Origin of the sequence: Desulfotignum phosphitoxidans DSM 13687, from assembly GCF_000350545.1 — a bacterium.
Lineage (GTDB): Bacteria > Desulfobacterota > Desulfobacteria > Desulfobacterales > Desulfobacteraceae > Desulfotignum > Desulfotignum phosphitoxidans.
The window spans coordinates 351,637-364,048 of record NZ_APJX01000003.1 but is presented as its reverse complement, the minus strand read 5'-3'; the positions used below and the strand labels follow the sequence as shown (position 1 = coordinate 364,048).

The window sequence follows — 12,412 nt, the reverse complement described above, 5'->3', positions numbered from 1 at the left end:
AATAACGGCGAGGTGGACTATATGACAGCTATAATCGAGAGAGTGCTCAATGATGCGCTGGCCCTGCCGCCCATTGAGAGGGCTGAGTTGATTCGACGTCTTTTCCAGAGTTTCGATGTCTCAGAGGACAATCATATAGATACTGCCTGGACAGAAGAGGTTGAATCCAGGATCGAAGCATACGAAAAAGGGTTGCTCACAGCCTCCCCGGCAGAGGAGGTTCTGGCCAGGATCAACCGGCGATGAGAATACTCGTCCTCTCATGTGCGGAAAACGAATTCGCTGAAGCCGTTGACTACTACAATGAACAACGCCCTGGCCTGGGATTTGAGTTTGCCGGGGAGGTACAACGTACATTCGAGCGGATCCGACACCATCCAGAAGCCTGGCCGGTGTTTTCATGCCGGGCCCGGAGATACCTCACTGACCGGTTCCCAGCATGGTGATGTCTTTGACCACCACATACAGGGCCGGGACAAACACCAGGGTGAGGACCGTGGCGGCGGCCAGGCCGAAATTGATGCTGACGGCCATGGGGATGAGAAACCGGGCCTGGAAACTGGTTTCCGTCATGAGCGGGGCCAGGCCGGCCACCGTGGTCACCGAGGTCAGCAGGACCGGCCGGAACCGGTTGCGCCCGGCTTGGATCACGGCATCGAACACGGCTTCGCCGCTCCGGACTCTGGCATTGATGAAATCGATCAGGATCAATGAATCATTGACCACAATGCCGGACAGGGCCACAATCCCGAAAATGGAGATCATGGTGATGTCCAGGCCCATGATGAAGTGCCCCGAAATGGCCCCGACCAGGCCAAAGGGAATGGCACACATGATGATCACGGGCTGGATATAGGATCTGAACTGGCTGGCCAGCAGCAGAAAAATCACCATGGCTGCCACGGCAAACCCTGTTATCAGGCTTTCCATGGATTCCTGACTCCGCTGGGCCTGGCCTTCCAGGTCATAGGAAACGCCGGGATATTTTCGGGCGAGTTCAGCCAGATAACCGCCTTTCAGGTCCTGGACGATTTTCCGGGCATTGGCCTTTTCTTCATCGAGGTCGGACGTCACGGTGATGACCCGGCGGCGGTCCACCCGCTGGATGGTCGAGTAGCCGCGCTCCGTGGTGATGCCGGCCACCTGGTTCAGCGGAATTTCCCGGTTGTCCCGGGTCCGGATTCTCAACGCGTCGATACTGGCCTCGGTGCTGCGTTCCGGCTCTGAATACCGCACCATGACCTTGATGTCATTTTTTCCCCGCTGTATCTGGAGGACTTCATCCCCGTAATAGGCCTGCCGGATCTGGGTGGCGATATCCGCCATGGTCACGCCTAAGGCTTCTGCGCCGGGTTTGATGACCATCTGCTTTTCCATCTTCCCGGGCCTGAAATCATCGGTGATGTCAAAGGTCCCCGGATAGGTGGCGATTTCCGCCTTGAGATCCTTGACCGCTGCCGCAAGCATTTCGAGGTCGTCTCCCTTCATCCGGATCTCGATGGGACTGCCGCCCGGGCCGCCGCCGATAATGGTATAGGTGAGCTGTTCGGTTCCCAGGATATCGCCGGTCAACTCCCGCCACATGGCCGTGATTTCAGGTGCAGGTATCTCCGGCCGCATGGCTGATGGCTGCACCTCGATCCAGACCTCACCGCAATGTCCGCCGTACACACCGGGTTTCCAGTCCCGCCGGGGAATCACACCCACCATGGAAAAGGTGTTGACAACCAGGTCCTGGCCGCCCTGGACCCGGTCCCTGAAACGATCATTCAGGGCAAAGGCCCCTTTTTCAATCTGCTGGATCGTCTTTTCCGTGGTTTCAAAAGGGGTGCCCAGCGGATAAATGGTTTCACAAATCATCCAGTTGGAATCGTTCTTGGGAAAAAAGGTATACGGCACATGGCCCCCGGCGATCAGCCCCAAACTGACAATGAGGCATCCCACACCCAGGGCCACCGTGAAATACCGGTTTTCAACGCAGTACCGCAATACCGGCAGATAAAGGCGCTGAATCACCCGGTTCAGCGCTTTTTCCACCCGCAGCCGAAGCCAGGCATGCCCGTCTGACAGGTCTTTTCTGACCCACTCAAACCAGAAAAACAGCAGCCCGTACCACCGGGGCCGGAACGGGCGCCGGGGTGTCAGGGTCCCGGCCAGGTGGGCCGGCAGAATCAGGAACGCCTCAACCAGGGAAAGAGCCAGAATACAGATCACAACCTTTGGCATCACGGAAATGAATTTGCCCATGATCCCCTCGATGAACAAAAGCGGGGCAAACGCCACGATGGTGGTGGTGACCGCCATGACCACGGGTCCCCCGACCTGATCCATGGCGGCCAGGACCGCCTCTTTGGGAGGTTTGCCTTCGGAATAATGGGTATAGACGTTCTCCCCCACAATGATGGCATCGTCCACCAGGATGCCTAAGGTCATGATAAACCCGAACAAAGAGAGCATGTTCACGGAGGCCCCCAGGTACTCGAGCACCAGAAACGCCCCCATAAAGGTGATGGGGATGCCCGATGCCACCCAGAACGCCAGCCCCAGGTCCAGAAACAGCGCCAGCACGACAAACACCAGAACAATACCCTGGATGCCGTTTTTCAGCAGCAGATCGATCCGGTCCTGGACCATGTCGGCCATGTTGTACCAGTGGCCCAGTTTCACGCCTTCGGGCAGAGAACCGCGGCGTTCCTCAAGATAGGAGAGCACCTGTTGTGAGATGGCGATGGTGTCCTGGCTGTCCGTCCTTTCGACCAGCACCAGTGCGGCGGGCTGCCCGTTGAACCGGGGCTTGACATCCGTGTCTTCAAACCCGTCTTTCACCTGGGCCACATCCCCCAGCCGGATGGTGGTGCCGTCCGGCCGGGTTAAAACAGGAATCTGCGCGTACTCTTCCCCGACATATTTTTTCCCCTTGGCCCGGACCAGGAATTCCCCGCCCGGGGTCTTAATTTTTCCGCCGGGCAGCTCAAGGCTTCCGGTCCGAACCGCGGCCGCCACCTGGTCAAAGGACAGGTGGTAGGCCCGCAGGCTTTCCTCTGATATTTCCACAGAAATTTCAAACTCTCGGACCCCCACCAGGGAGGCCAGGGAGATGACGTCGGTCTCCACCAGATCATCCCGGATCTGTTCCGCCGTATTCCGCAGCACCCGCTCGTCCACATCCCCGTAAACCGCCACATAGATGGCCGGTTGATTGTTCTTGATCTCCGTGATCACCGGGTCTTCCGCCTCTTCCGGAAACGTGTCGATCAGATCGATTTCCGTTCTGACCTCGTCCAGCTTTTCATTGATGTCCGTGCCGCCCACAAGTTCGATGATCACGGACCCATTGCCTTCAATGGCACTGGAATACATGGTTTTGACATCTTCCAAGCTCTTGAGCTGCTCTTCGATCCGGATGCAGATGCCCTCTTCCACCTCTTCCGGGGAAGCCCCGGGATAGGGGACGGAAATATGGATCATGTCCATTGAAAACTGCGGAAACATCTCGCGTTTCATGGTCATGGCCGTATAAAGTCCTGCAACGATCAGAAACACCATGATCAGGTTGACACTGACCCGGTGCTCCACGGACCATCTGCCCAGGGCTTTCATGGGGTGTCTTCCTGATGATCCGCCGGTTTGACCGTGACCGCCATGCCGTTATAGGCCCCGGGCAGCGGCGACGAAACCACATGATCCCCGGGCGCGAGTCCGGATTCGACAAACACCTGGTCATTGAATTTGCGCAGCACAGAGACCTGGCGGATCTCCAGCCGCCCGTCTTTGACCACATACACCCGGTTGCCCGTGTGCACCAGGTGCCTGGGCAGAACATGAATGTCATCAAAACGTTTCCCTTGTATCCGGCACTGCACAAAAGCACCGGGTTTCAGGGTATCCAATGGGTTGCCGTTGTCCGGCCCTGGATCGGGCAGAATCTCCAGGGTTATGGGAAGGGTCCGGGTTTGATCGTCGATTTCCGCCTTGATCCGGGCCACCCGGGCCGGCCAGCTCCGGGTTTCCTCTGATGCGGCATTGGCCATACGGACCTGCGCTTCCGGCAGCTGGCCCCTGTCAAACAGCGGCTGGATCCATCGGAGTTCCGCCAGAGGGATCCGGACATCCACATCCAGGGCCCCGGCCCTGTATACACGGCCCAGGATCTGGCCGGGATTCACATAATCCCCCTGCTCCACCAGACGCGACTGCACAAACCCGGCAAAAGGGGCCAGAATCCTGGATTTTTCAAGGACCAGGTCCACCTTTTCCACATCGTTTCGGGCCAGGGCCAGGGCCGCCTGTTTCTGGGCCATGAGGGGGCCGGCCAGGGCCATGCGGTTGCGGGTGGTCTGGACCTGGATTTTGGCCGCCAGGTACTGCTGCTGCGCCTTGTCCAGACTGGTTTTTGAGGCAAATTCCCGCTGATTCAACGCCTTGAGCCGCTCCACCTCTTTGGCCGCCAGGTCCATATTGGACTCGGCCAGGCTAAGATCTGAAGACAGATTTTCAATGTCCCGGGCCAGATAGTCGATCTCCGCCTCTGCCTGGACCACCCGGGCTTTTGCCGCAGCCCGGTCCAGGATGGCTGCGCGCCGGTCGATTTCAATGATGACCTGGTCTTTTTCAATCTTTTTGCCTTCCCGGAATGCCGGGTCCATCCTTTCAATCCGGCCGGCCACTTCAGCCGCCACTTTGACGCTGTTCCGGGGGGCCACGGTGCCGAACGCCGCCACCACCATCTGCCGGGTTTCCGGGTGCATTTCGATCACGCGAACCCCGGGAGGGAGCGGTTCGACGGGCTGTCTGTCAGGCGTTTCCCTGAGGCTGTACAGCCAGAAGCCCAGCGCGGATGCTGCTGCCAGAACGATAACAACCCGGACGAACCGGATGACAATAGATACCATGACCTGTTTTCTCCTTATCCGCCTATTCCGGCTGCATGGGGATGTTCCATTTTTTCATGTATTTCCAGATGGATGCCCGGCTCAATCCGGTCTGCCTGGCCGCTTCTGCCTTGTTCCATCCGGCGGCCTGAAGGATGGCCACCAGGCGTTCCCGGGTCAATCGGTGTCCGGGTCTGTGCACGGACACGGCCGGAGGGGCTGACGGCAGTGGGGCCGTCACATCCATGGACCCGGCATTTCCGTGTCTGATTTCCAGGGGCAGGTCTTCGATAACGATTTCCCGGCCGTCACAAAGAACAAACGCATGTTCAACGGCATTGGCCAGTTCACGGATATTGCCCGGCCAGTGGTAATCCATGACCGCCTGCATGGCCTGTTTTGTCATGCTTGTGACGGCTTTGCCCGAGGCCTTGTTGTTCAGATCGATGAAATGGCGGATCAGCAGGGGAATGTCTTCTTTGCGTTCCCGCAGGGGCGGCAGGAAAATGGGAAATACCTTGAGCCGGTAATAGAGATCTTCCCGGAAGGTTCCTGCATCCACCAGGGATTTCAGGTCTTTGTTGGTGGCGGTGATCACCCGGATATCCACTTTGCGTTTCCGGGAGTCGCCCACCCGTTCGATCTCTTTTTCCTGGAGCACCCGGAGCAGTTTCACCTGGATGTACGGGGAGATCTCCCCGATTTCATCCAGAAATATGGTGCCGCCATCCGCCTGCTCAAACCGGCCGATCCGGTCCTGGCCGGCCCCGGTAAATGCCCCTTTGACATGGCCGAACAGTTCGCTTTCCAGAAGGGATTCAGACAGGGCACTGCAGTTGACCGTGACCATGGGCTGGTCCCGCCTTTCCCCGATGGAGTGGATGGCGCCGGCCACCAGTTCTTTGCCTGTACCGCTTTCCCCCTGGATCAGAATGGAGGTGTCGCTGGCGGCCGAGGCTTTGATAAAGGAAAATACGTTCTGCATGACCCGGCTTTTGGCAATGATCCCTCCCAGCCGGTTGAGTTCGCCTAAGCGGCGGGTGGCTTCCTCCATCTTCAGCCGGGTTTTTTTCAGCTCGGTCAGATCCGTGACCGTTTCAACAATCCCGATGATTTCCCCCCGGGTGTCTTTAATGACCCGGGCGTTTTTGGTGATGGAAAGGGTATGTCCGAGCTTGTGGGTGATCAGGCATTCTGCGGGCACCACCCTGCCGGTTTTCAGAATCCCGCAGTCTGTGATGCCCGAGGGACGGTCCCGGCCAAAGCATTGGTTGAATTTCAGAATGCGGCAATGCTTTCCTTTGATCTCTTGGAATGCATACCCGGTGATGGCTTCCATGGCCGGGTTCCAGGCCACGATCCGGCCATGGGGGTCCAGCACGAAAACGCCGTCTCCGATGGCTTCCAGCAGCAGTTTGACCAGTTCGTTTTTCTGAATTTCCTGGTGGATATGTTTCATGGGCGGATCATCCGGTTTCTGATTATGGGTGTCAAGTAGCGCCACCATCGGCGCCACTTGACGGGTGACCCATTATAAGTAACGGTTGTTCAGATGTCAATTTTTAACAATTCCCAGCAGCGCATGTAACGAAATAAAATAATTTTTTATTTTATTTCAAATAGTTATGATAAATTTATCCGCATTTCATTTCTTTGTGGCATGCTTGTTGTAGTTAATAGTGTCACTGTCGATGAACGACATCAGGCAAAAACCCAAAACACAGGAGAGCAGCCATGAGTAAATTAAACAAGTACATGATGGTTCACAACAACCCGGGCATCAACTGCGAAGAAGTTCAGGCAAACTGGCGGAAACTGGCGGCCGTGGAAAGCGCCACCTGGGTCCGAACCTATTACAATGACGAAAAAGGGGTTCGCTACTGCCTCTGGCTGGCCCCTTCCGAAGAGGACCTGAAAGACATCTTCACGGAAATCGGCATCAGCTGGGAGTCCATTGTGCCGGTGGAAGAAACCGTCCCGGATCTCTGGGGCGAAAAATGGAACGAACACCTGGAAAAAGACGTGGCCGCCGATACACTGGGCAACTGAAAACCACCACCTGGGGTGCCGGCTGGATGATCCGGCACCCCCGCTTTTTTCTGCCGGCGTTTCCACCGGCGTTTGGCAAAATTCCACGGAAATGCCGCCGGATTCACCGCCCGGTCAGGGGCCGGCCCAGACTGTAAATCTCCCCGCAGGTATCAAATTCCCGGACCTGGTCGATGTCATCTACCACAACATCCGCACAAAACAGCCCGTCACGGGTCCGGCCGATATCATTGACCACCACATTTGCCCCCCGCCGGGCCAGTTCCAGGGCATAGGCCCGGCCGATGCCGGCTCCGGCACCGGTCACCAGAGCGGTCTGTCCTTGAAAATCGATCATTCTGTTGCTCCTGTTTGAAAATATTTCATGGCAATTCGCTCATGTTGTATTACATTTTACTTAAACGGGCAATGGCGGCCATTATGCCCCGTCCCGGAAACCCAGCCTTAAAGGAGGCCTGACATGGCTCAGATTCATATCAATCCGGATAACCAGACCCCGGAAACCATCCATTTGTCCATCCCAGAAGATACCTTCAATTTTTCATCCGCCAAGCAGATGGCCAAAGACATGGCTTTTGAAAAATGTGATGCCCCCATGATCCTGTCATGGAAAAACAGCAAAACGGGGGAATCCTATCCCGACTATGAATGCGGGGTATCGGACCGTCCCTTCTGGATCCGGTACGCTGAAGGCAGAGGCGCCAACCTGACCATTGATTTCAATGACGGGGAGTATGTGTTCATGATTTTAAAGATGTAACAGCAACCGGCATCCTCCAGCAGGTCCATCCTTTTTTGATGACATCTGACAAATCAATTGACATTACCTATCACCAACGGTACCCTGTCTGATAGATTGCGCTGGCAACTTTCACATTGCTTGTCAACCAGGGGGATCCATAGCCGGAAAGAACGTCATGACAGAAAAAAATCCCATAAAAACAGTCTATTGTATTTTGTGGATTGCAGCCGCCCTTATTGGGGTGGGTTGCTTTACCCCATATGCTCACCCTGTTTTTGCCGGTGAAGCCGATACCGCCGCCAGGCAAACCATCCGCTCAGGCGCGGAAGTCGACTATCCCCCTTTCAGTTTTGTTGACGAACATGGCACGGCCAATGGTTTCTCCGTAGAATTGATGCGGGCGGCACTGGCCGTCATGGGCCGAGATGTCACCTTTCGCACAGGACCGTGGACAGACGTCCGCACCTGGCTGGAACGCGCTGAAATCGATGCACTTCCCCTGGTCGGCCGCACGCCCGAGCGGGAAGCATTGTTTGATTTCACAGTGCCTTACATGTCTTTGCACGGGGCCATTGTGGTGCGTGGCAATGAAACCGGCATCAGGGACCTGGCTGATTTACGCGGGCGCAAGGTGGCGGTGATGACGGGCGATAACGCCGAGGAATTTTTAAGGCGGGAAGATCGGGGAATTGAGATCCATACCCGACCCACGTTTGACATCACCCTGCAGGAACTGTCAGACGGCAGATATGATGCCGTGGTGGCCCAGCGACTGGTGGCCCTGCGCCTGATACAGAAAGCCGGACTCACGGACCTGCATGTCATAGAGCGGCCGATTGAGGGTTTCGAGCAGGACTTTTGTTTCGCCGTCCATGACGGCGACCGTGACACCCTGGCCCTGCTCAATGAAGGGCTGGCCATCGTCATGGCGGACGGCACGTATCGCCATCTGCATTCCAAATGGTTTGCCGCCATGCAGCTGCCCTCGGATCGACCCATCGTTGTCGGCGGGGACCGGAATTTTCCGCCCTATGAATTCCTGGATGAAAACGGTCAGCCCGCGGGATACAATGTGGATCTGACCAGAGCCATTGCCAGTGAAATGGGTCTGAATATCGACATCCGGCTCGGCCGGTGGACAGAAAGGATAGAGGCCTTAGAAAACGGCAGAATCGATATCATGCAGGGCATGTTTTATTCACCGGACCGGGATCTGAAATTTGATTTTTCACAGCCCCATGCCGTCAGTCACTATGTGGCGGTTGTGAGAAACGGCGAGGGACCGGCACCGGAATCTGTCAAGGATCTTTCCGGAAAACGCATCGTTGTGGAACAAGGTGACATCCTGCATGATTTTGTCATCACAAACGACCTGGACACCCAGGTGGTTGCCGTGGCGGATCAGGAAACAGCCCTGCGCGAATTAAGGGAGGGCAGACACGACTGTGCGCTGGTGTCTTTGATTACGGCCATTTACCTGACAAAAAAACACGGCTGGTCAGATGTGGTCATTGGAAAACAAACCATTTTTGCCGCCGAGTATTGCTATGCCTCCGCCAAGGGCCAAAAAGCGTTGCTGGCCCAGTTCAGCGAAGGATTGAAGGCCCTGGACAACACGGGTGAATACCGGCGAATCCATGACAAGTGGCTCCGCGTTTACCAGGACACGCCCACCTCATTGACCGATGCGCTCCGGTACTCGGCCATCGTCATCATTCCGCTTCTGGTTATCATCCTGCTCGCTGTCACATGGTCGTGGTTGTTGCGCCGCCAGGTCGCTGAAAAAACCAACGCCCTGCAGGAAAGCCTGGACCGGTTCAAATACGTTTTCGAAGCGGCAAATGTCGGAAAATCGATCACACTGCCCACGGGGGAAGTCAATGCCAACAAAGCCTATGCCGATTTTCTGGGGTATGCGCCCGAGGAGCTGGAAGGCAAAAAATGGCAGGTTCTCACACCGGCGGAAGATATCGAAAAAATTGAAATGAGAATCAGCCGGCTGCTGACCGGAGAGAAACGGGCGGATCGTTTTGAAAAACGCTATGTTCACAAAAACGGCACCCTCCTCTGGGCGGATGTCAGTGTCGCTATCTGGCGTGACGACAAAGGAACCCCCCTTTATTTAATGACAACGATCGTTGATATCACTGAACGCAAAAAAGTCGAGGCGGACCACGACAAACTTCAGTCCCAGCTGCTCCAGGCACAGAAGATGGAATCCGTGGGCCGTCTGGCAGGCGGTGTGGCCCATGATTTCAACAATATGCTGGGTGTGATCATGGGGTATGCGCAACTGGCGATTGATAAAACAGATCCTGAAGACTCTCTGCGTGCTGATCTGAAAGAGATCGTCACGGCGGCGGAACGATCCACGGATATCACCCGGCAGCTTCTGGCATTCGCCCGGAAACAGACCATCGATCCGAAAGTGCTGGACCTGAATAACACCCTGGAGAGCATGCTCAAGATGATCCGCCGTCTCATCGGCGAAGACATCGACCTTCCCTGGAAACCCAAACCCGGGGTGTGGCCGGTAAAAATAGATCCCTCACAGCTGAACCAGATCCTTGTCAACCTGTGTGTCAACGCGCGGGATGCCATCGCGGATGTGGGGAAAATCACCATTGAAACCGATAACGTCCGGTTTGATGACGCGTATTGTGCTGACCATGCCGGATTTATTCCGGGTGAATATGTCCTTTTGGCTGTCAGCGATGACGGGCGCGGCATGGACAGGAAAACGCTGGACAATATTTTCGAACCCTTTTACACGACCAAACCCATCGGCAAAGGCACGGGGCTCGGGCTGTCGGTGATCTACGGCATTGTCAAGCAAAACAAAGGGTTTATCAATGTTTACAGCGAACCTGAAAAAGGGACCACCTTCCGGCTTTATTTCTCACGTCATGACGATGTCGTCCGACGGATTGAAGCGGATTCAGCCGAAGAAACTCCGGCCGGATCGGGTGAAACCGTGCTGATTGTTGAAGATGAAACCTCCATTTTGACGCTGACTAAAAGAATCCTCGAACAGTTGGATTACAACATCCTAACCGCGGAAACCCCTGGTGAGGCCGTCGCTTTGACAAACGAACATGACGGTGAAATTCATCTGCTGATCACCGACGTGGTCATGCCGGAGATGAACGGCCGGGACCTGGCTGAAAAACTCCAGGCGGAATACCCGAAACTGAAAGTGCTCTTCATGTCCGGATATACGGCCAATGTCATCGCCCATCACGGCGTTCTGGATGCAGATGTTCATTTCATTCAAAAGCCTTTTTCCAACAAAGATCTCGCAGTGAAGGTGAAAAAGGCGTTGAAGAGGTGAATCGTTTTTCCCCGGGGAAACCGTCCCTGGGAAAAAACTGCCCTGTATTATTTTCAACCGATTTTAGATGATGGTCTGATCCAATGATACTCAAAAAATCAGCAACCGCCATATTTGAAGCAGGTGTCCGGTCAGTGGCACTGATGCCTGGATAAAAAAACAGGTGCGCATTTCCAGCGCCAATGTCACGGACATGCAGATTCTGCTGATGAGTTGGTTCCGGATTTGAAAAGAACCGAACCCTTTCTTCCAATTCGTTGTTCATCTCATTTAAACAGTTAAATTCACGACATATGGTTACTAATTTTTAATTATATTTTAATTTCAATTAGATATAAAAAAATTAAACTTTTAACCGACATTTTCATAAAAATATATTGACAAATAAAATTATTCCAGATAAACGCTTTTTAGTATTTATTAACACTCTGTGAAGGGAGACTAAGTATGAAAAAAGTATTAGCAATCGTTTTAATCTGTGTTATGGGGGTGTTTGCAAATAATGCCTTTGCCAAGGATGTCGTACTGAAACTGGCCCATATCACGGCCCCCGGTGGCATGCTTGACATGAAAGCCCAGAAATTCGCGGAACTGGTAAAAGAAAAAAGCAGTGGCAAAATCACCGTAGATATCTATCCGGCCCAGCAGCTGGGCAACATCAAGGAGCTGCTCCAGGGAATGAGCATGGGTACCATTGATATCGTTCAGGAAGCGGAATCGTTCATGGATACCTTTGACAAGGATTACGCAATTTTTGGTACGCCTTTCATGTTTTCCAGAGAGGAACTCAAATCCAGCGAATATATCAAAGAGGTCAGAGAAAGGGTGCGCAAAAAAACCGGTATCCGCACATTGCCTGGCTTTGCATTCCGGCCGGCCTTTCATTTGTGGACCCAGAAAAGACAAATCATGATCCCTGAAGAACTGAACGGCGTCAAGCTGCGAGTTTGGCAGGCAAAAGCTCTGGTGGATACCTGGAATGGTCTGGGCGCTACCGCAGTTCCCCTGGCCTGGGGGGATGTGTATCTGTCTTTGTCCCAGAAAGTCGTGGACGGCATGGTTCACAATATCGTCCAGGTAAGGGATGAAAAATTCTACGAACAGCTGGATTTCTGCACCAAACTGGATTTCATGCAGCTCTATGACGTCACCTGGATTTCCGATATCAAATGGCAGACGCTGTCGCCCGAAGACCAGGCAGTATTGAGCCAGGCAAGCGAAGAATGCGCTGAATGGTTTGTGGATTATGGACAGAGTCTGGAAGCAGAAGCCCAGCAGCAGATGGAAACGGCCGGGGTCACTTTTGCGGTTGCCGACCGGGACAAATGGACACAGAAAGCCGGCATGGTTCACAAAGAACTTGAAAAAAGCGGTCTGTGGTCTGAAGGCCTGCTCGAAAAACTAAACAAATAACCCGGG

General features: G+C 54.5%; 9 protein-coding genes. 5 read left to right on the top strand and 4 right to left on the bottom strand.

Annotation, left to right across the window (positions count from 1 at the left end; genetic code table 11):
- Window positions 1-21: 21 nt before the first annotated feature.
- The gene (locus DPO_RS09130; protein WP_006965552.1) at window positions 22-246 is read left to right on the top strand and encodes an addiction module protein; all 225 of its coding nucleotides are present in this window, start codon (window positions 22-24) and stop codon (window positions 244-246) included.
- A 174-nt stretch (window positions 247-420) separates the two neighbouring features.
- On the opposite strand, the gene DPO_RS09125 is transcribed toward DPO_RS09130, so the two are convergent.
- Genes DPO_RS09125 through DPO_RS09115 form a run of 3 tightly spaced genes read right to left on the bottom strand, consistent with a single transcriptional unit; the run spans window position 421 to window position 6,330 of the window.
- Entirely contained in the window at window positions 421-3,600 is a 3,180-nt protein-coding gene (locus DPO_RS09125) for an efflux RND transporter permease subunit (RefSeq protein ID WP_006965550.1), read from the bottom strand.
- Window positions 3,597-4,892, bottom strand: coding sequence for an efflux RND transporter periplasmic adaptor subunit (locus DPO_RS09120; protein WP_006965549.1), 1,296 nt, complete (start codon window positions 4,890-4,892; stop codon window positions 3,597-3,599). Before DPO_RS09120 ends, DPO_RS09125 begins: the two co-directional genes overlap by 4 nt.
- Window positions 4,893-4,914: 22 nt before the next feature.
- Window positions 4,915-6,330: a sigma-54 interaction domain-containing protein gene (locus DPO_RS09115; protein WP_006965548.1), complete on the bottom strand. Its 1,416-nt coding sequence runs from the start codon at window positions 6,328-6,330 to the stop codon at window positions 4,915-4,917.
- A 275-nt stretch (window positions 6,331-6,605) separates the two neighbouring features.
- On the opposite strand from DPO_RS09115, the gene DPO_RS09110 reads away from it, so the two are divergent.
- On the top strand, window positions 6,606-6,920 hold the full coding sequence (locus tag DPO_RS09110; RefSeq protein ID WP_006965547.1) for a DUF4242 domain-containing protein: 315 nt from the start codon (window positions 6,606-6,608) through the stop codon (window positions 6,918-6,920).
- A 103-nt stretch (window positions 6,921-7,023) separates the two neighbouring features.
- Here the strand turns inward: DPO_RS09110 and DPO_RS09105 are convergent, their stop codons facing one another.
- Entirely contained in the window at window positions 7,024-7,257 is a 234-nt protein-coding gene (locus tag DPO_RS09105; protein ID WP_006965546.1) for an SDR family NAD(P)-dependent oxidoreductase, read from the bottom strand.
- A 123-nt stretch (window positions 7,258-7,380) separates the two neighbouring features.
- Between DPO_RS09105 and DPO_RS09100 the strand changes: the two genes are divergently transcribed.
- From DPO_RS09100 to DPO_RS09090, 3 genes are all read left to right on the top strand, one after another.
- On the top strand, window positions 7,381-7,680 hold the full coding sequence (locus DPO_RS09100) for an AF1514 family protein (protein ID WP_006965545.1): 300 nt from the start codon (window positions 7,381-7,383) through the stop codon (window positions 7,678-7,680).
- 157 nt (window positions 7,681-7,837) lie between these two features.
- Window positions 7,838-10,993, top strand: a complete 3,156-nt coding sequence (locus DPO_RS23880; RefSeq protein ID WP_006965544.1) for a transporter substrate-binding domain-containing protein — start codon at window positions 7,838-7,840, stop codon at window positions 10,991-10,993.
- Window positions 10,994-11,440: 447 nt separating this feature from the next.
- Entirely contained in the window at window positions 11,441-12,406 is a 966-nt protein-coding gene (locus DPO_RS09090; protein WP_006965543.1) for a TRAP transporter substrate-binding protein, read from the top strand.
- The last annotated feature ends 6 nt before the right edge of the window (window positions 12,407-12,412 follow it).

Bases quoted from the DNA above. Each gene is read 5' to 3' on its own strand.
- DPO_RS09115 (WP_006965548.1), bottom strand. From the start codon at position 6,330: ATGAAACATATCCACCAGGAAATTCAGAAAAACGAACTGGTCAAACTG.
- DPO_RS09105 (WP_006965546.1), bottom strand. From the start codon at position 7,257: ATGATCGATTTTCAAGGACAGACCGCTCTGGTGACCGGTGCCGGAGCC.
- DPO_RS23880 (WP_006965544.1), top strand. From the start codon at position 7,838: ATGACAGAAAAAAATCCCATAAAAACAGTCTATTGTATTTTGTGGATT.
- DPO_RS09090 (WP_006965543.1), top strand. From the start codon at position 11,441: ATGAAAAAAGTATTAGCAATCGTTTTAATCTGTGTTATGGGGGTGTTT.
- DPO_RS09100 (WP_006965545.1), top strand. From the start codon at position 7,381: ATGGCTCAGATTCATATCAATCCGGATAACCAGACCCCGGAAACCATC.
- DPO_RS09110 (WP_006965547.1), top strand. From the start codon at position 6,606: ATGAGTAAATTAAACAAGTACATGATGGTTCACAACAACCCGGGCATC.
- DPO_RS09130 (WP_006965552.1), top strand. From the start codon at position 22: ATGACAGCTATAATCGAGAGAGTGCTCAATGATGCGCTGGCCCTGCCG.
- DPO_RS09125 (WP_006965550.1), bottom strand. From the start codon at position 3,600: ATGAAAGCCCTGGGCAGATGGTCCGTGGAGCACCGGGTCAGTGTCAAC.
- DPO_RS09120 (WP_006965549.1), bottom strand. From the start codon at position 4,892: ATGGTATCTATTGTCATCCGGTTCGTCCGGGTTGTTATCGTTCTGGCA.